Origin of the sequence: Cloacibacterium caeni (assembly GCF_907163125.1) — a bacterium.
GTDB lineage: Bacteria > Bacteroidota > Bacteroidia > Flavobacteriales > Weeksellaceae > Cloacibacterium > Cloacibacterium caeni_B.
In genome coordinates this window covers 1,482,211-1,501,297 of sequence record NZ_OU015319.1, presented here as the reverse complement: position 1 = coordinate 1,501,297, position 19,087 = coordinate 1,482,211, and the positions used below count along the sequence as shown (strand labels likewise).

Below are 19,087 nucleotides of genomic sequence, written 5' to 3'. Positions count from 1 at the left end.
ATATTTGCTTTTTTATTTTCTTGTTCTGCTCAGAAAAAAATTAGAAATTTCTAAACGCTCATTTCTCCTCTATACTCACTTCCTTGAATGATGTTTCTTCTCTCCAATTCGGCATCAATGTAATTTTGAATTTGAGACTTTTTTAAGCCCCATTTTGGTGCGATGAGCATTTCTACATCAGACAAAGCAAAAAGTCTCTGAATGACAATGTCTGGCCTTAATTTTGGCAGAATTTCACAGAGAATGTCAGTATATTCTTCTAAAGTGAAGAGCGGGAAGGGTTCTCTTTTGTATTTTACACCCATAATAGAACCTTTTACGATGTGTAAGTGATGAAATTTCACGAAATTAATTTTCTCAAACTTGTTGATTTCATCTCCATATTTTACAATCATTTCTCGTGTTTCGCCTGGTAAACCCAAAATGGTGTGAACGCAAACATCTAACGAAGAATTTTCTAAAAGTTTCATAGCAGAAATGAAATCTTCATGAGTACAACCACGATTAAGATTTTGCAAAGTTTCATTGTAAATAGATTCTATTCCCAGTTCTATATCTACTTCTAACCCTTTGTTTTTGTAACTTTCTAGAAGTGTTATAATCTCTGCATCTAAACAATCAGGGCGAGTTCCTACGGATAAACCTACAATATTTTCTGAATTAATTTTTAACGCTTCATCGTACATTAATTTGAGTTCATCAACTGGTGCATAAGTATTAGAATTAGGCTGGAAATAAATGATAAATTTTTCTGCTTTATAATTTTGAGTAGCGTTTTCCATGCCGTGTAAAACCTGTTCACGAATAGAATCTAGATTTCTAGAAGCAGGAGTAAAAGAATCTGTATTGCAATAAGTGCAACCGCCATAACCTTTGGAGCCATCTCTATTCGGACAAGTAAAACCACCGTCTACAATGATTTTGTACACGCGCTTTCCGTGATATTTTTCTCTCAGGTAAGCACTGTAATAATTATAGTTTTTTTCTCCGTAAGCAAGCGTTTTGATAGACATTTTAAAATGAAATTAATGCGTAGGTTTTTCTGTCATTTAAGAATGGAATTTTCTGCAAAATTTTTGAGTTGTTCCATTTCGGTTTTTGCTTTTTTCTGCCCGATTTTTGTGGCCAAAAAAGTAAGCAATAATAAAACCAATGCAAAGATAGAAAGATAAATTGCCCAAGGAAAATCTTGGCTATTAATTTGTTTTGTAACAAACCAAATGGTAATAAAAACCATGAAAATAATAGAAAAAATGAAGTAAAGGAACATAAAAAATGTCCAAACGGCTGCACTTGGTCCAAAAGTTCCTCTGATAATGGTTTTTTCATCTTCGTTTTCTACTCTGAGTGAAAGATAAGGTTTCCAAAATTCATTATGAGCGGTTTTTACCCAAATAGAAGCCACTTCTTTATTGATATTTCCTTGGATTTCAGTGTTTTTTTGAAGTTCGGTTTTTAAATTCAATTCAAAATCCTCTTTACTCAAATCAGTTTCTAATTTGAATCGAGGTCTGGTTCTGATGGTATTGAGTTTTTTATCCATTAATTTTCTTGATAAGGAATAGGGTCTTTTAGAATAAATTCTTTGATTAATGTTTCAGAATTTCTGATTAATTTAATTTTTATCACTCTATTTTCTTCTGTCAAAAAAGCTTCGTTGATTTCTTGTAGCGTCATGTCAGAAGTCTTTTTACCATTGATTTCTATAAGTTTATCTCCTTTTTTGATATCTGCTAAAAATCCCGGTGAGTTTTCTCTAACTCCAGCTATAGAATATTCTGGTTTCAACACAAATTTGTATTGAAATTCACTCGCGTCTTGAATTCTTATTGTAGTTCCTCTGTCGTTAGTAGAAGATTCTGGAAGTTTTGGAAGTTCAACTTTTACCAAATCTTTTTCCCATTTCATGCCATCATGTTTGATATCTAAACCACTCATGTTAAATCTGAATGGTTCTTTGATGGATTTGGTTTTTTTGATGAAAAATAAGCCATTTTTATAGTTGAAACCAATAGTAAATCTTTTTAAAACATCTGCGCCGATAGAACCAATTCTTTCTTTTACGAAATTCATAGATTTTACCGATTCTTCGCTCGGCATTGCTACGATAGGTTCATTTAAAATATTATTTCCAAGTTTCAGAGCGTGGATTCTACTGCGTTTTCCATAGATGTCTCCATTAAATCCTCTTCCGAGAAAATCATCTATATTAGGTCTATTAAAGTTGAAATTAGGAATTCTATTAGGGAAAAGCCACATTGCATCACTATTTCCTAAGTCAATGAGCATTTTTGCGGGGAAAAACTCCTTGGTTTGCTGTACTTCGGCAGTGTGATACGGTTTTTGGGATTCTACACTTATAGGTAGTTTCTCAAATTTTCTGAAAGTTTTCTCAGAATAATATTTTCTATTGTAAACCGTAATAATATGCCTTTCGAAATCTATTTTTAGAGGATTATTTTTAAAAAAATGATAACCGATAATGCCATTTACAGGAATTCCAACGTGAGAAGAAAAATTGAAGTCTTCGTCTAAGATGATGTAAATTTCGTGACTGAAATCCACAAAAGTTTTATTGACTTCTACTTTGTTTTTAGTAGATTTTATGCCTTCTATATAATTGCTTCCGCCAAGTCCTGTAAATTTTATTTTTTCTACATTTTCGAAAACTACTTCTTTATTTTCTAAGCTAAAAAGTAAAGTTTCGGAAACGCCAGTGTCTAACAAAAAAGTAAGGTTTACATTATTGACTTTTAAATCCAGAAAAACTAAATTATTGATTTGCCGAAAAGGAATGTTTACCTTTTTATTATCCTCTAATATCTGAAAGCCATCTTGAGCATTGATGGATAAAGAAATAATCAGAAAAAGAAAAGATAAGATTTTCATAGTCTGAAATTACAAAGAAAATTTTAATAAAATTCAAAATATTTTGCAGATACATAAAAAAACTCCTCAGAAATTCTGAGGAGTTGTAGTATAAATTAATTTTCAGTCTTCCATCTTCCGATTTCTAACTTTCAATTTTTAGTATCTGTAGTATTCTGGTTTGAAAGGACCTTCTACTTCTACACCAATGTATTTAGCTTGTTCTGGAGAAAGTGTTTCTAACTCTACACCTAATTTTTTAAGGTGAAGTGCTGCTACTTTTTCATCTAAATGTTTTGGTAACATGTACACTTTGTTTTCGTATGCTTCAGAATTTGTCCAAAGTTCAATTTGAGCTAAAGTTTGGTTGGTAAATGAGTTAGACATTACAAAACTTGGGTGACCAGTTGCACAACCAAGGTTTACCAATCTTCCTTCTGCTAAAATGATGATTTCTTTACCATCTACATTGTAAATATCTACTTGTGGTTTTACTTCAGTTTTGGTGTTACCATAGTTTTCGTTTAACCAAGCCATATCAATTTCGTTATCAAAGTGACCAATATTACAAACGATGGTCTTATCTTTCATTTTTTTGAAATGTTCAGCTCTTACAATATTAAAGTTACCAGTAGTAGTGATTACAATATCAGCATTTTCGATTACAGTGTCTAATTTTTTCACTTCATAACCTTCCATAGCTGCTTGTAAAGCACAGATTGGGTCAATTTCTGTAACCGTAACGATAGAACCAGCTCCTCTAAATGAAGCAGCAGTACCTTTACCTACATCTCCGAAACCACAAACTACCACTCTTTTACCAGCTAGCATTACGTCTGTAGCTCTTCTGATTGCATCTACAGCAGATTCTCTACAACCGTATTTGTTGTCGAATTTAGATTTAGTAACAGAATCGTTTACGTTAATTGCAGGCATTACTAGAGTTCCGTTTGCCATTCTTTCGTATAATCTGTGAACACCAGTAGTTGTTTCTTCAGAAAGACCTTTGATTCCAGCAGTTAATTCTGGGAATTTGTCAAAAACCATATTGGTTAAGTCACCACCATCATCCAAAATCATGTTTAATGGTTTTCTGTCTTCTCCAAAGAAAATCGTTTGTTCAATACACCAATCGAATTCTTCTGCATTCATTCCTTTCCAAGCGTAAACTGGAATTCCAGCAGCAGCAATAGCAGCGGCAGCGTGATCTTGAGTAGAGAAAATATTACATGAAGACCAAGTTACTTCTGCACCAAGGTGAACCAAAGTTTCGATGAGAACAGCAGTTTGAATAGTCATGTGAAGACAACCTGCAATTCTAGCGCCTTTCAATGGTTGAGAAGGACCATATTCTTCTCTTAACGCCATTAAACCTGGCATTTCTGCTTCGGCCAATTGAATTTCTTTGCGTCCCCATTCTGCTAGGGAAATATCCTTAACTTTGTAAGGTAAATATTGAGTTTTAGTTTCCATAAAATTTGTTAAGTATTTTTTTACAAATTTGACTAAAATAGTCAAAAAATTTTTGCAAATTTACATTCTTAATTTCTATTGACAAAATAATGCCCTTCTATCATGATTATTCTGATGAAAATGCTGTAATTCTTTACTGGAAGTATAGTGATGACGACGAATTTAACGCAGAAGAACTCATAGAACCCGAAAATCTGGAAAAAGCCAAAGATTATCATCCCAAAAAGTTATTAGAACATTTGATGGTAAGAAAAATGCTCAAAATGCTACTTCCAGAGCACAAAATTCTCTATAAAACCATCGGCGAACCTTATCTCTGGCCAGATTCTGCACATATTTCTATCACGCATTCTTTTCCATTTGCTTCTCTAGCGGTTTCTAAAAATAGAGTAGGAATAGATTTAGAGAAAATAAGTTCTAAAATTCTAAGAATCAAAGATAAATTTCTACACGAATCAGAACATACTTGGACTCAGAACAGAGAAAATGAAGTAGATTTATTGACGATTATTTGGGTCATCAAAGAAAGTCTTTATAAAGTTCACCTGTCTAAATATTGGTCGTTAAAAAAACATTATCAGATATTTCCTTTTGATATCAATAACCTTTCTGAAATAAAATGCAGAGTTTTTGATGATTTTTTCAGTCATGATTTTACTGCAAAAGTTTTTAAGATAGAAGATTTTTACTTCGCCATCGTAGAAGAAAACCGCGACTTAGAAGATTAATCAGTTACTTTTTCTGCAATTTTTCTTTGGTCACGAGCTTGATTATAAATCAATTCCAGTAATTCTCTGATATTTTTGAGCTCAGTAAGATGAGAAATATTTTTAGGATCACGTCTGTCATAGAATTCATTTTCGGTGATTTCTTCTTTTCTTTTTTCTAAAAGTTCATTCACCAAATCTTCTGGTGTGAGCTTACTTTCTGCAAAATCATCTTTTTTAATTTCTTGTCTTTTTAAAATCGCAATAGTGCGTGAAAGTTCAGCATTAATCTTATTTTTCCAATTTTCGAAGTCTATTTCACGATAAACTGTGTTTTTTTGTGCGTACTGAGAAAGAGATGCACTGTAAGCGGTAAAGAGGTGAGAAGTGGTCACAAATTGGTGAACGTTTTCTAGATTTTTCTGTTGACCTTTTGGGTCAGAAAGCATTTTCTGGAAATTATCAGAAAGATTGGCCAAACTTACCACAGCATGTTTTCGGCTGATTTTATAGTCTTGAATAGGAATGTGTTTTTGCTGAAGAATCTCAATGATATTATTTAAATATTTATGATTGGCAAGGATGTAATTCAGCATAAAAGTTCTATTTTTCTGATGTTCCCAAACGGGTAAAACCAAGTAAGAAACAAGAAATACAATAACTCCAGCAATTGCTGTGTCAATCAACCTTTCTATAAAAAGTTCTGAGAAATCTCCTGGTTTTAGGAAGTTGAACATCAAGAAAATATAAATCGTCATAAAGAAAACAGACCAAGCATATTTATCTTTGAGCAAACTGAAAGTGAGCACCAAACAGATTAAGAAAATCACAAATTGTGTAGGAGGATTGGTGATGAAATAAATCACAAACAATCCAGCTGCAGCACCGCCAACTGTTCCGTATAATCTGAGAATATTTCGGTGTTTGGTAATGCTATAAGCTGGTCTCATAATTGCCAAAATGGTGATGAGAATCCAGAACGTTTTTTGAATATGAAAAATTTCAATTTTGGAAATGGCGTAACCTACTAATAATGCGGTAGTTATTCTTACAGCATGTCTGAAATGATTGGATTTGATAGAGAAATTTTCTAGGAAAACTTTTGAGTTAAGTTTTTCTTCTTTTTGTACAAATTTTTCTAAATCTAAGCCTGTAGAAAGGCTTTTTGCCAATTTGATATCTTGAGATTTTAAAAGATATATTTTTTGAGTTTCTTCTGAAATGGCAGAAATTCTGTGCATAATTTGTCTCAAAATCATGAAATCTTCTAGCGTTTCAGCGTTCAGGTGTTGATTTCTAAGTTGGTAATATTCTTCGTGTAAGGCATGAAGTTCTGCGGAAATATCAGTAATTGGAGTGGTTTTTAATCCTCCTTGAATAGAAATCCCGATGTGAACCAATTCATTGGATAATAAATTGAGGTAATTGTGGATTTTTTCTAAAATATTTTTATTTCCAAAAGTATTTTGCAGTTTTCGGTAGTCGTTGGTTGAAGTCAATAAAATCTCGTAAAGGTCAAGTGAATTGAGGAAAAGCTGCATCAATAATCTACTGGTAGAAGTAGATTCTCTTACGATTTGTCGGGTTTTGAAAACCACTTCTCTTGTCGCTTCTTGGTGTTCTTTGATTCTGACTTGCAATGCAAAAATTTGCTTGTACAAAACATCGAAATCTGGCTTAGAATGGTAAAAATGAGCTTTTAATTTCAAATAATTACCGAGTTCTATGTAATTTTCACCAATCATTTGTTCTGCCAGTTTATAAGGTTTGATAACCGTTACCAGCATGAAAACCAAGATGAACCAAATTCCACCTAAAGTAAAAACCAATGCATTATAAAACGCAGAATGACCACCAGGAGCGCCATCTATAAAAATGGCTAAAACCACTAATGTGAGGGAACCTACTGCTGCTAAACGTTGTCCGTAAACGCCTAACATGGTGAAAAATATCCCAAAAATGATAATTTCTAAAAAAATAAGCGGTGGGAAATCTTTCAGCAGTCCTGCAATCAGCGAGACAAAGAAATAAAATCCAGAGGCAACGATGAGTGCGTTTCTTCTTCGGTGAAAAGGACCTGTAGAATCCGTAAGTGCTAGGAAAAGGGTTCCGAGTGGAAATAAGAAAAATTCTTTCAGTAAACCTAAATACGCCAAAATAATACTCGGGATTACAACGGCTAAAGCAATTCTGGTTCCTGAGTAAATATATTGACTGGTAATAAATTTTTTAAGTTCCGAAGCATAATTCATTTTGCAAAGATAGCAATTGTCTCGTAAGTATGAGATTCTGGAATATTACTAAACTCTGAATTTTTGTAAAAAAAACCGCGCCGAATTGAAAATTCGGCGCGGTAAAAAAAATATTTTATTAATCGTTAATAATCTTCATTATTGTAAGATTCTTCGCCAATATTCCAAGTAAGACCAAATCTTAAGGTATTGTCTAAAGCTGAATTAACTTTAGATGTATTAACAAGGTAAGATAAATCTAAACCAAAAGAATTATAATTAAGACCTACACCAACTGTAGCATATTGTCTTCCTCCTTGGAGCTCACTTTCTCTAAAAAAACCTGTTCTTACAGCAAAAGCATTATCATAAGAGTATTCTACAGAACCGCTGTACATAATACTTTCTTTGTTGCTAAAAGATTTTCCGATTCCTTCTATTACCCCCACATTTGGAACGTTCCCAGTGCTGTCTGGTCCAGGAACAAGTAATTTAGAAGCTTCTAAAGTTAAACCTACTTTGTTGACTTCGTCTAAAAATAAGTCATAACCAGCTCCTAATCTGAAAGTGGTAGGTAAATATGAACGTGAATTTTCGTCACCAGTGTAATCTAATCTTGGACCTAAATTTTGAATTGCCCAACCAGCTCTTACTCTTCCTTCATAATCACCAAAACTGGTGTGTTTGTAAGTTTGTAAATATCCAGAAACGTCTACAGCAAATGAATTGGCTGGTTTCAATGAACTGTCAGTATTGAACCCTCCAGATAAATCAGAACGGATATATCTACCAGTTACGGCCATAGAGTAGGTGTCTGATAATTTTAAAGCATAGGCCAAATCTATAGAAAACTCATTTGGTTTTATAGTACCAGAACTTAATTCTGGAGTTTCTAGGGAGCGTAAATCTACCTCTCCCATGTTGAAATAATAAATACTAGCAGAAAGAGATGAACGGTCTTCTTCTCCTAGCATGGTATTAAAACCTAAATACATTAAAAATACATCATTCGTTAGTTTTCCCATCCATGGAGTATAACTTACGGCAGCAGAAGAGGTGTTTCTACTAAATGGAAACTTAGAAGCGTTCCAAAATTGTGAAAAAGCATCTGCGCCTGTTGCCACACCTTGGTCTCCTAAACCTCCAGCTCTAGCATCTGGAGAAATCCTTAAAAAAGGAGCTCCTGTAAGCACAGGATAAGTATTTTGTGCCATCGCCAAACTTCCGATTCCAATACTTAGTCCTAAAAAGAGTTTTTTTGTTAATTTCATATTTGTTTTTTCTATTTTAAAATCACTAATTTTTCTACTAAAGAGGCAGTTCCTTTACATTTTTCTTGATTTTGACTCTTTACTAAAACTTTGTAAATATAAGTTCCTTTACCAACTGGAGCACCAAAATCATCATTTCCGTCCCATTCTATAGCAGTTCTGTGTGTTCTATATCCTTCTAAAAATGGAGTAGAAGTCACTGTGGTACTGAATGTTCGTACTAATTTTCCTGTGATAGTATAGACTTGAACATTTACATCTAAAACATCATCACAATTGTGTTCAAACTGTATATAAGTTTTATTGGTAAAAGGATTCGGCCAATTTAGTAATTTTTTAACAACTAAATTTTCGGCTTCTGGGTCTCTTACTACAAAGTTTAACGTTTGAGTAGTCGAATTATTGTTAATGTCCCAAACTTTAAAGGTCAATTGGTGATTTCCAGGTTTTAAATTTTGGAAAGGATAGAGTACAGAGCCTTTCTGATAGTCTAAGAAAGAAGCGTTAATACAGCCATTTCCTGTTCCCGGAGTGTAAAAATCGTTCAGAACAGTGGTATTGATAACTTCGCCGTCAAGAATTACAGTGATGTCATGACCAATTCCTGAACCTGTAGAGTTAATTCCTGTATTATCTGTTACACAAGCCAAAAGATTAGGATTAGAGTCTGTAATTCCTCCATCTACAAAATTGGTGTTGTTTAAGTATAATTGAACTTTTGGAACTTCATTATCATTAATTCCGTTTGGATTAATGTCTCCAACTTTTTGAGTTCTATTATTGAAAACATCAAAAACATTATTATCTGCATAAGCCAATATTCTACCGTCTCCCACAGTATAATTAATGTCTTTTGGCATATAAAATTCTACGGTGAAAGTTCCATTGGTAACTGTTCCAGAAGCTTTCACAATTGGGCTTCCTTCTTCGAAATAATTAAGAACTGGAGTTAAGTTCCCATCATTATTGAGGGTTTTCTTGGCTAATTTTTTATCAAAAATGTTGATGACTACTTTACCATTAAAAGTATTGTCAATCGCTCCTGATTGGTTATTAACATGCCCCATAATTTTTACAAAATCTAACGCTCTTAGTTGACCAACAACTGGTGAATCTATATTGTCTATGCTGATGAGATTTTTCGGTCTGCTGAGTTTAAGAGCGGGATCACCAAGAAGATTTACTTTCAAGTGGTTTGAATCTGTTCCGTATTCAGTTTTTGCTGCGATGAAAGCATCTCCTACTGATAAAAAGTCATTGTTGTATAGTTTAAAGAGATTTCGGGTAAAAGTTTCTGTAAATAATCTTCCATAAACTGTAGCAATTGCTCTAGAAGAAGTAATCATAGAATTTGCTCCACCTTGTGGTAATTTCATCAATTGTTCTCCTGCAGATGAAGTATTATGGTCATCCCAAAGTGTAAATTCACAAGTAATGGTACTGATGAAAGGAAATCTGCTGTAAGCATTATTGTAATTATTAAAAGCTGCAATTTCTTGAGTGGTCAAAACTCTTTCTTGCGCCCAACCGTTAATTCCTCCATGTCCGAAATAATAAAGATATAAACTGTTGCTCATTGCATTCGTAATGGCTTGGTTTACTTGTGGAAATCTTTGTCCACCTGCTGTACTTTGACCAGGGAAAGCATCTAAGTATAATTTTTTGATATTATATTCTGGTTTGTCTGTATTTCCTTCAAAATTATTGGCTAAAACCAAGTTCATCACATCATGGAAAGTTCCTTTGAGATAAGGATTCGTACTGGTGTCTACACGACTGTCTTGGTCATCATCTACCACGAAATTCATTTTTAGTCTCCAATCTCCAAAAGGCGAAGATTGTCCCGGAACTGCATTGTAATAAGAAAGCGTTTTATCGACTAAATTTTTTGCTTCAGCAATATTTTCTGCAGGAAGTCTTCCTACTGGAATATCTGGTAAAATAGCATAAATATAAGTCGTATTTTGTGGAGTAGTCATCCCGAAATAATCATCGGTTACAAATGATGCTTCGTAATTTTCACTGTAATCACTTTGATAACTTGGGATATAATTTTTATTATTGGTGGTAATATTTCTATAATCAAAAGTAGTATCTCCTAAGATAAGTACATATTTTAGCGTTCCAGCTGGAGTATTTAGTTTGGTAATAAAATCTCTAATCGCCGTTAAATCTTGTCCACCAGAAGAAAATTCATTGTAAATTTTCTTCACATCAGCTACTTCTACATGATAATTTTTTTGAGTTCTGTAATAATTGGCAATTCTTTCGGCTTGCGGAGTAAAATCACGAGTGGTAACGATGAGGTAGTCTACATTTTTTAAACCAGATAAGTCTTGATTGTCCACTTTTTCAACAAAAAGTGGCTCAAAAGACGCAGAATTTTTAAAAGCTACAAATTCATTGTTAAAATATGGAGAATTTGTAGTGTATCCGAAAGAAAATTGCGCTCCTGAAGCTTTATTAACTATTTTTTTAGCGTTTGTAATGTCTGAAATATCCCAAATCTGCTCTACGTTTGTGGCGTTTTCTACCGTAAATCCGAAAGTCTCTCCGGAACCTGTAGGAATTTCAAAAACTCTGAAATTCATCTGTGCATCATTGTATACAAGATCTTGTTTGTATTGAACTTCGGCATAATCCAGATAATAAGCCACCAAAGGATTAGAAGATTCTAAAGTATAATCTATTTTCAGTGTCGTTCCGCTTAGATTTGACGGAGAAGTTTCCCAAGGAATTTCTTTGATTTTAATTTCTGGGGAATTGCTAACCGTAAAACTGCTGCTGTTTTGTCCGTTGATGCTGAAGGTAATTTTGTCATTGGCAGCATTCTTCACATAAACCGAAGATTTTATTTTTACCGTATCCGTAGGCTTAATAGCGGTTTTGGTAGTAAAAGAAACCGATTTATTGGCGTTAAAAGCATCTCCCACCCAAAGTCTACCAATATTCAAGAAATTGGTTTTTTCTTCATTGAGGAATTGATAATCGTCATAACGAGTATAAACTTTGGAAGATGGCGAAATATCTGAAAGGGTAACTCTTTTCCCTTCTCCTTTGTCGAAATTAATGAAGTAATGAGAGAAATTTTCATAGATGTTTACACTGTTATCGCTAATGTGAGTGAGTCTGGTTTCGTTACGTTTGTAACCACTTCCATTATTTACATTGTAAAGATTATAACCATGTGGACCTTGAGCGTAGAAAAGTGCATAGTCATTTTCGTCCCATTTTCCATCTTCTTCCCCGATAACTTGTATCGCGTTTTCTTGTAAAGCAGCATATCTGAAATCCTGATTGAATTCTGGCAACATTAAGCCACCATTTCCATAAATTCTGAAATTTTTAGGATTAATGTTCGATGGATTGATGCCATTATCTCTAAGGAATTTTGTTGTGATTTTGAAAACTCCAGACTTGTCGACTTTAATTTTATAGAAATTTCCAGATTTCAGAGGATTTTCGGTAGTGCCAATTAAATCAGAAGTTCTAGAAGTTCTCTGGTTGTTAACCGTTTTTTTTACCAGTTCAAAAGAAGATAATCTATAAAGTGTATTTTTATCTTTTTTAATGGTGGCAATCACCACATTGGTGAGAAATTGTCCGTTGATGGTTTGTTTTTGACTATTAGAGTATGCAATTTCTTTAGTGGAAACATTATCCGCAATTAAACCAAATACTTCTTTAGCTGGAATTTTTTCCCAAACTAAATTTTTAATATCATATTGAGAAGATTCCTTTTCTTTTTTAGAAAAAGTGAGATAAGGAACTCCATTAATTACAGAATAATTTTCGTTTTTAAAAAATGGAAGATTGTATTGGAAGGTTCCATAATCCATTATTTTGTTTCCTTTCCATTCTATCGTAGTTTTTTGACCAAATAAATGGCCAGTAAAAATTACAAAAAGAAGTAGTAATAAATTTTTTTTCATAGTCTAAAATTGCGCTACAAAATAAACGAAAAAAACAAAATTTTCATATCAAACAATAAAATAAATTTTAATACGTTAAAAAAAACATAAAAAATCTTACTTTTGATGTTTGATTAATAAAATAAATTATTTTTCTTTGTAGCTCGAAATTATCTAAAACAATTATGAAAAAACTAAAGTTTATTTCATTGCTTGCACTAGGCGCAACATTGCTTCTAACCAGTTGTGGTGGAGGTGGTAACGTAAAAAGTGGAGGCGGAACCAAAAAATTTACCAGCAAAACAGGTTGGAAGCCTAATGACACGAAAGGTTGGTTCTTTACTGGTAAAAAACAAAAACCAAAAGGATGGCCAGGAATGGTCTATGTAGACGGAGGTACTTTTACAATGGGGTTGGTAAAAGACGATGTAATGCACGATTGGAACAATACCCCAAGAAGAATGCAGGTAAGCGCGTTTTTCATCGGTGAAACAGAAATCACTAACTATGAATATAGAGAATATGTAACTTGGCTTAAGTTTGTATTTCCTCCATCTGATCAAAGTTTTAAAAATATTTATACAGGTGCTTTACCAGATACATTAGTTTGGAATAATAAATTATCTAGAAATGATTACGCGGAAACTTATTTCCGTGCTCCAGAATATGATTACTATCCTGTAGTAGGAGTTTCTTGGCAGCAAGCTTCTAGATATTGTGATTGGTTAACGGATAGAACCAATGAAAAAGAGTTAATGAATCAAGGACTTATTGATAAAAGTTATTACGCCAATGATGGTAATAATCAAGGTCCGAATGCATTTAACTTAGACAAGTATAAAGCTAATGATCCAGAATTAGATGCTTATTTGAACAAACAAAGACAACAACAAAAATCTGGTATCAAAACTTCTAACGCAAGAATTCAAGCAGCAAATAGAAACGCAACCGCAGGTTTAGTAACTAAATTCCGTCTTCCTACAGAAGTAGAATGGGAATACGCAGCGCTTGGTTTACAAAAAAATAGAGAATACAATAACTACCTAGGAAAAGAACCTGAAATTGAAAAATTAAGAGGTAAAAAAGGTAAAAACAGAGGAATGTACCTAGAAAACTTTAAACAAGGTAGAGGAGACTATTCTGGCGTTGGTGGTTGGAATAATGATGGTTCTCCTACAACTGCAGACGTGAGACAATATCCTTCTAATGATTTAGGGATTTATGGAATGTACGGAAACGTAGCAGAATGGACTGCAGACGTTTACAGACCTATCATAGACGAAGAAGCGAGCGATTTCAATTATTACAGAGGAAATATGCCTCAACAAACTGTAAAAAATGCTGATGGAACTTATAAAAAAGTAGATCCTAAAGATATGAAGTTCGAAAGATTAGCGGATGGTAGAGAAATCTACAAAGGCTTACCTGGAACTTATGAAAGAAAAACTGTAGAAGATCAAAGAAATTATAGAGATGGTGATTTCATGTCTTCATTAGAAGCTGGTTATGGCAAAGAAGTAGACAGTTCTATGGCAGAATATAATATGTATAATTCTCCTAAAACTCAATTCATCGTAGATGATAAAGGTAGAGTAATATTGCAAAGAGATAACAAACCTAGAACAACTAAAGTTTCTAATACGGTAAGAGTTGTAAAAGGTGGTTCTTGGATGGATACTGCATATTGGTTAGACCCAGGACAAAGAAGATTCAAAGAAGAATCTAAATCTTTCGGATGGATTGGTTTCCGTGTAGCACAAGATGCTAGAGATACCAACAATAAGAGAACGAAGAGATAAAATTTCTTTTAAATAATTTAAAATCCTTTCCTTTTTTGGAAAGGATTTTTTTATTTTTACCACATGAATATTACAGATTTTTATGCGCTTTATTTACAAGCCAATAAAGTAACCATAGACAGCAGAAAAATTGAAAAAAACGATATATTTTTCGCTTTTTCTGGTGATAATTTCAATGCGGCTACTTTAGCTGAAACAGCTATGGATAATGGCGCTCTTGCCGTAATTGTAGAAGATGAAAATTTTGAAAATACCGCTAGAAATATATTTTATGTAAAATCTACTCTAGAATTTTTACAGGATTTAGCAAAACATCACAGAGCACAGTTGAACATTCCTATTATAGCTCTAACAGGAAGTAATGGGAAAACTACGACTAAGGAAATCATTCATGCTGTTCTTTCGCAGAAATACAATACTCAATATACTTTTGGGAATCTCAATAATCATATTGGTGTTCCTTTAACCATTCTTTCCATAAAACCAGAGCACGAAATGGCGGTTGTAGAAATGGGCGCTAATCACCAAAAAGAAATTGAATTTTTATGCACCATTGCTCAACCTAATTTTGGATATATTACCAATTTCGGGAAGGCACATTTGGAAGGTTTCGGTGGAGTAGAAGGTGTAATCAAAGGAAAATCTGAATTGTATGATTACCTCAAATCGAATAATCAATTTGTGGTAGTGAATGAAAATGATCCTATTCAAGTTGAAAAAACAGATGGATATGATTTGGTGATTCCTTTCGGAAGAAGAGATTCTGAGTTTTATTTTGAAAAATTCACAGAAAATAATTGCGTAGGAATTATTTATAATGAGGTAGAAGCACTTTCAAAACTTACAGGAGATTACAATTTTACCAATCTTTGTGCAGCTACCAGTTTAGGTTTGTATTTTGGGATTGATTTTCATTTAATCAAAAAAGCCATTGAAGAATACACACCAATCAATATGCGTTCTCAAATTGAGAAAAAAGGAGATAAAACTTTGGTTTTAGACACTTACAACGCAAATCCTAGTTCTATGAAAGTTTCCCTGGAAAATTTCAATGATTTTATTGGAACAAAGACCATCATCATTGGTGACATGCTAGAATTGGGCGAAGAAAGTGTAACAGAACATTCTCAAATTTTAGAATTGGCAAAATCACTTAATTTTGATGAAATCATTACTGTTGGTCCACATTTTAAAGAGGTAAATACTTCTGGAATTGCATTTTTAACCACTCAAGATTTAATCCATTATTTAATCGAAAATGAAATCCATTCGCAGAACATATTGCTGAAAGCTTCACGAGGAATCGCGCTAGAAAAAGCATTAGAATTCATTAAATAAAAAGAAAAGGTGGAAATTTTAATTTCCACCTTTTTTATATTGCAAAAACCTCGCTCAAAATCAGTTTGATGTTTTTAAAAGTATTGGGTAAAACTTCTTCGTTAATTTCGGTTTGCGTTTTCCATTCTACTTTTGTAATTCCTTCTTCAGTTTGAGGGATCGGTTCTTTTTGACCTACATAAGTCATTTTAAACCAATGCGTGGCTTTCAGAATTCTTTCCTCTTTTCCTTGTTTTTTTTCTTTGTAAATATGGAAAGTAGTATTCACAAATTCTTCTAAAATAAGCTCTGTAAGTCCAGTTTCTTCTTCTAATTCTCTTAGCGCAGCATTTTCTAGAGATTCTTCTGGCTCTATTTTACCTTTCGGCAAGTCCCATCTTCCTAATCTGTGAATGAAAAGGATTTTATTTTCTTGGTTGAAAACAATTCCACCTGCTGCTTCCACAACTCGTAACATACCCGTCAATTCTTCCCAAATTTGCTCTAAATTCTCACCGTAAATGTTAATTTCTGAGGTAGAAGTATTTTCGAGCAAATCTATGGCGATTTCCAAGGTGGTGGTTTCTTCATAAGGCAAGTTCTTCTCAATGGGAATTGGAGATTTACTGATGCTTAATCTTTTTTCATTGACAAAAACTTTATACATTTGTAATTATATTAATTTTTACAAAAATATTAAAAAAATGAATTTAGAAGGAAGAAAAGTTATAGTAAATAAATCTTCTGAGCAACTTTTTCAAATGCTTAAAAATCCTGAAGATTACAAACACTTAATGCCAGATAGTTTAACCAGTTTCGAACATAGAGAAGATGGCTTTAAATTTGGTTTAAAAGGAATGCCAGAAGTTGCCCTTAAAATCGCTGAATTGGTAGAAGGTCAAAAAGTAGTTTTGAAATCTGCAAGTTCTTCATTAGACTTTTCACTTACAGGAAACATCTCTCCAGTAAACGAAAACCAAACAGAAGTTCAATTATTATTCGATGGAAATTTTAATCCATTCATCAAAATGATGGTAGAAAAACCATTACAAAACTTCTTAAATGCACTTACAGACAAGTTAGAGCAATTGTAATAACATTTAAACGATAATTAAAAGGTTTTAGATTTGTTCTGAAACCTTTTTTATTCTAAAAATTATGAGAAAACTTTTATTATTTCTTTTCACAATCGTTTCACTGGATTTGGCTTCACAGAGTATAGACGAAAAACCTTCCAAAACATTTAATGTTACCATTAACGGAACTATTCGTAAAGTAAAAGAAGATGAGGCTTTTAAGTTGGAAGACAAAATTATAAAAATCAACATTTCTCCTGAGATGACTTTCAGTAAAGGAATTGTAAGTTTTGATTATCCTCAGTATTTTGCTTACGAATTTAATGATGAAGGAAATAGTTTGAAAAGTTGGGTGTTATCTGGAAACGATTTCAAGATATTTTACATGATAATAAAAGGAAATTTTTCTCCATCTGATTATGCTGATTCAATGAAAACAAAATTTGAAGAGTCCATTGATACAGATGTAACTTTAACCATTAATAAAAATACTTTTGAAGGAAGAAAATTAATGGTTTCCGTTTTAAGAAATCCATTTGACATGGAAATTTATAAAATGAAATTTGATGGTAAAAACACCCATTTCTTAATTTTTCAAGATTCTAAAAAAGAAAATGGTAATAAAAGTGATGAAAGTGTTTTAGCAAAAGAAATTCTTAATAAAACATTTTATCTACATTAATGTTTTCAGATTTGTTCCGAAACCTTTTTTTATACCAATATTCCGCTGCAATGATTCTCTGAACTTCCTGTTGCTGAACAAAGTACATTTACCTCATTTCTGATTCTTAAAACGCCCATAAAAGCAAAGATTAAAGCTTCTTTGAAGTTGATTATGTTTTCGTCTGGAACAATGAGTTCTGTATGAGATTTTTCTTGTATTTTTTCTAATAAATAAGTATTGAAAGTTCCGCCACCAGTTACTAAAACAGTTTTGAGCTGATTGTCATTAAAAACTTTGGCAATTTGTTCGGCAATATGTTCGGTAAAAGTAGCGATGATATTTTCAGGAGTTTCGTCTTTTAACAAAGGAAAAATTTCAGAATTTACAAATTCCACACCTAAAGATTTTGGAGCGGGTTTTTGATAAAAGGTTAAAGCATTTAACTCTTCTAAAATTTTAAAATTAATTGCGCCATTTCTAGCAAAATCACCGTTTTCATCATAGTTTTTGCCTAATTTTCCAGCAAAATAATTCAAAACTACATTGACTGGCGAAATATCAAAAGCAATTCTTTGATGGTTTTTCTGTAATGAAATATTAGAAAATCCGCCCAAATTGAGACAAGCATCATATTGCGAAAATAAAAGTTCATCGCCGATGGGAACTAATGGAGCGCCATTTCCGCCCATTAAAACATCTTGACTTCTAAAATCGTAGATTACGGGCTTTTTGGTTGTTAATTTTATGGCTCTTCCATCGCCGATTTGCAAGGTGAATTTTCGTTGCGGTTGATGAAAAACAGTATGACCGTGAGAAGCGATAAAATCTAAATCAGCAATATTATTTTTGGAAATAAATTCTTGAGTTTTTTCGCCGAGATAGAAGCCATATTCTTTGTCTAACGCCAATAAATCTTCAGCCGAAAGTAGAATAGCATTTTGCAGACGATTTTTCCATTCTATAGAGTAAGGAATGGTTTCGGTTTTTAGAATTTCAAATTCCCAATTGGTAATATTTTGGAATTTTGCATAGCAAATGTCTAAACCATCAAGGCTGGTTCCAGACATTAAACCAATGGCGAAATATGTTTTCATGAAGTTTTAAAAACCTAAAGTTACAAAGAAATTATCAAGAAAAATAGATAGAACTTTAATTTCCAGAATTCGGCATTTTCTTCACATTAAAGTCTCCAGAATTGTTGTAGAAGGTATATTCAGAAAAATCATCTTTTGCATTCATTCCATTTGCCGCCACGAAAATTGAACCGTCTTTATCTGTAATGAAAACGGTATCTTTAGTGTACATTCTTTGTTTTGCTTTGTCCCAATAAATAGATTGCATGGCAAAAGTTTGTCCTTCGTTATTGATGACTTTTACATTTCCTCTGGCTTCGTAGAATTGTTTTTTGTCAATCATTTTGGCATATTTTGCCCAAAGTTTCCCTGGAGTTTTGGGTTTTTTAGAATCATAAAATTCCAGATATAATCCTTTTCTTACCACTACATAAGGAGTGTCTACAAATTCATATTCTTCTAGCAATGGCGCTTTGAAACGCACTTTTACCATTCCAGAATCTTTTTTTACAATGTCTGCATTGTAGATAATTCTAGAAGCGAAATTGGTGCTTTTTTTATCGTTTACTTTAGCCAAATCTTCTTCGCAAGAAGTCAAAGCAAAAAATATAGCCAAACCTGAAAAGGTGACTATATTTTTAAATAATATTCTTGAGAATTTTTTCTGCATTTTTATAGATTTAACTATAAAATTTAT

15 protein-coding genes are annotated in these 19,087 nt (G+C 32.9%); 5 read left to right on the top strand and 10 right to left on the bottom strand.

Annotation, left to right across the window (positions count from 1 at the left end):
• Positions 1–50 precede the first annotated feature (50 nt).
• The 4 genes from mnmL to ahcY form a co-directional block, all read right to left on the bottom strand.
• Positions 51–1,013, bottom strand: a complete 963-nt coding sequence (gene mnmL, locus KKQ79_RS06815; protein WP_213189494.1) for a tRNA modification radical SAM protein MnmL/YtqA — start codon at positions 1,011–1,013, stop codon at positions 51–53.
• Between the two features lie 32 nt (positions 1,014–1,045).
• Positions 1,046–1,543, bottom strand: coding sequence for a hypothetical protein (locus tag KKQ79_RS06810; protein ID WP_213189493.1), 498 nt, complete (start codon positions 1,541–1,543; stop codon positions 1,046–1,048).
• Positions 1,543–2,889 (bottom strand): PDZ domain-containing protein, encoded by a 1,347-nt coding sequence (locus KKQ79_RS06805; protein ID WP_213189492.1) that lies wholly within the window; start codon positions 2,887–2,889, stop codon positions 1,543–1,545. Before KKQ79_RS06805 ends, KKQ79_RS06810 begins: the two co-directional genes overlap by 1 nt.
• 138 nt (positions 2,890–3,027) lie before the next feature.
• Positions 3,028–4,341 carry an adenosylhomocysteinase gene (gene ahcY, locus KKQ79_RS06800; RefSeq protein ID WP_104793499.1) on the bottom strand — a complete coding sequence of 438 codons (1,314 nt, stop codon included), beginning with the start codon at positions 4,339–4,341 and terminating at the stop codon, positions 3,028–3,030.
• A gap of 89 nt (positions 4,342–4,430) precedes the next feature.
• Between ahcY and KKQ79_RS06795 the strand changes: the two genes are divergently transcribed.
• The gene (locus KKQ79_RS06795; RefSeq protein ID WP_213189491.1) at positions 4,431–5,069 is read left to right on the top strand and encodes a 4'-phosphopantetheinyl transferase superfamily protein; all 639 of its coding nucleotides are present in this window, start codon (positions 4,431–4,433) and stop codon (positions 5,067–5,069) included.
• Here the strand turns inward: KKQ79_RS06795 and KKQ79_RS06790 are convergent.
• The 3 genes from KKQ79_RS06790 to porU all read right to left on the bottom strand — a co-directional run bounded on the left by KKQ79_RS06790 (position 5,066) and on the right by porU (position 12,482).
• A complete protein-coding gene (locus tag KKQ79_RS06790) occupies positions 5,066–7,300 on the bottom strand; it encodes an FUSC family protein (protein ID WP_213189490.1) in 2,235 nt (744 codons plus the stop codon). The two genes, KKQ79_RS06795 and KKQ79_RS06790, sit on opposite strands and share 4 nt — an antisense overlap.
• A gap of 125 nt (positions 7,301–7,425) precedes the next feature.
• Positions 7,426–8,550, bottom strand: coding sequence for a type IX secretion system outer membrane channel protein PorV (gene porV / locus KKQ79_RS06785; protein WP_213189489.1), 1,125 nt, complete (start codon positions 8,548–8,550; stop codon positions 7,426–7,428).
• A gap of 11 nt (positions 8,551–8,561) precedes the next feature.
• Positions 8,562–12,482: a type IX secretion system sortase PorU gene (gene porU / locus KKQ79_RS06780; protein WP_213189488.1), complete on the bottom strand. Its 3,921-nt coding sequence runs from the start codon at positions 12,480–12,482 to the stop codon at positions 8,562–8,564.
• A gap of 164 nt (positions 12,483–12,646) precedes the next feature.
• On the opposite strand from porU, the gene gldJ reads away from it, so the two are divergent.
• Both gldJ and KKQ79_RS06770 read left to right on the top strand, forming a co-directional pair.
• Positions 12,647–14,260, top strand: coding sequence for a gliding motility lipoprotein GldJ (gene gldJ, locus KKQ79_RS06775; protein ID WP_213189487.1), 1,614 nt, complete (start codon positions 12,647–12,649; stop codon positions 14,258–14,260).
• Between the two features lie 63 nt (positions 14,261–14,323).
• Positions 14,324–15,598, top strand: a complete 1,275-nt coding sequence (locus KKQ79_RS06770; protein ID WP_213189486.1) for a UDP-N-acetylmuramoyl-tripeptide--D-alanyl-D-alanine ligase — start codon at positions 14,324–14,326, stop codon at positions 15,596–15,598.
• 34 nt (positions 15,599–15,632) lie between these two features.
• On the opposite strand, the gene KKQ79_RS06765 is transcribed toward KKQ79_RS06770, so the two are convergent.
• Positions 15,633–16,244, bottom strand: a complete 612-nt coding sequence (locus tag KKQ79_RS06765) for an NUDIX hydrolase (protein ID WP_213189485.1) — start codon at positions 16,242–16,244, stop codon at positions 15,633–15,635.
• 37 nt (positions 16,245–16,281) lie between these two features.
• On the opposite strand from KKQ79_RS06765, the gene KKQ79_RS06760 reads away from it, so the two are divergent.
• A complete protein-coding gene (locus KKQ79_RS06760) occupies positions 16,282–16,671 on the top strand; it encodes an SRPBCC domain-containing protein (RefSeq protein ID WP_069797728.1) in 390 nt (129 codons plus the stop codon).
• Between the two features lie 64 nt (positions 16,672–16,735).
• On the top strand, positions 16,736–17,335 hold the full coding sequence (locus KKQ79_RS06755; protein ID WP_213189484.1) for a hypothetical protein: 600 nt from the start codon (positions 16,736–16,738) through the stop codon (positions 17,333–17,335).
• Between the two features lie 29 nt (positions 17,336–17,364).
• Here KKQ79_RS06755 and KKQ79_RS06750 read toward each other — a convergent pair whose 3' ends face one another.
• Both KKQ79_RS06750 and KKQ79_RS06745 read right to left on the bottom strand, forming a co-directional pair.
• Positions 17,365–18,411, bottom strand: a complete 1,047-nt coding sequence (locus KKQ79_RS06750; protein WP_213189483.1) for an anhydro-N-acetylmuramic acid kinase — start codon at positions 18,409–18,411, stop codon at positions 17,365–17,367.
• A 55-nt stretch (positions 18,412–18,466) separates the two neighbouring features.
• Positions 18,467–19,060 carry an LptA/OstA family protein gene (locus KKQ79_RS06745; RefSeq protein WP_069797716.1) on the bottom strand — a complete coding sequence of 198 codons (594 nt, stop codon included), beginning with the start codon at positions 19,058–19,060 and terminating at the stop codon, positions 18,467–18,469.
• Positions 19,061–19,087: the final 27 nt, after the last annotated feature.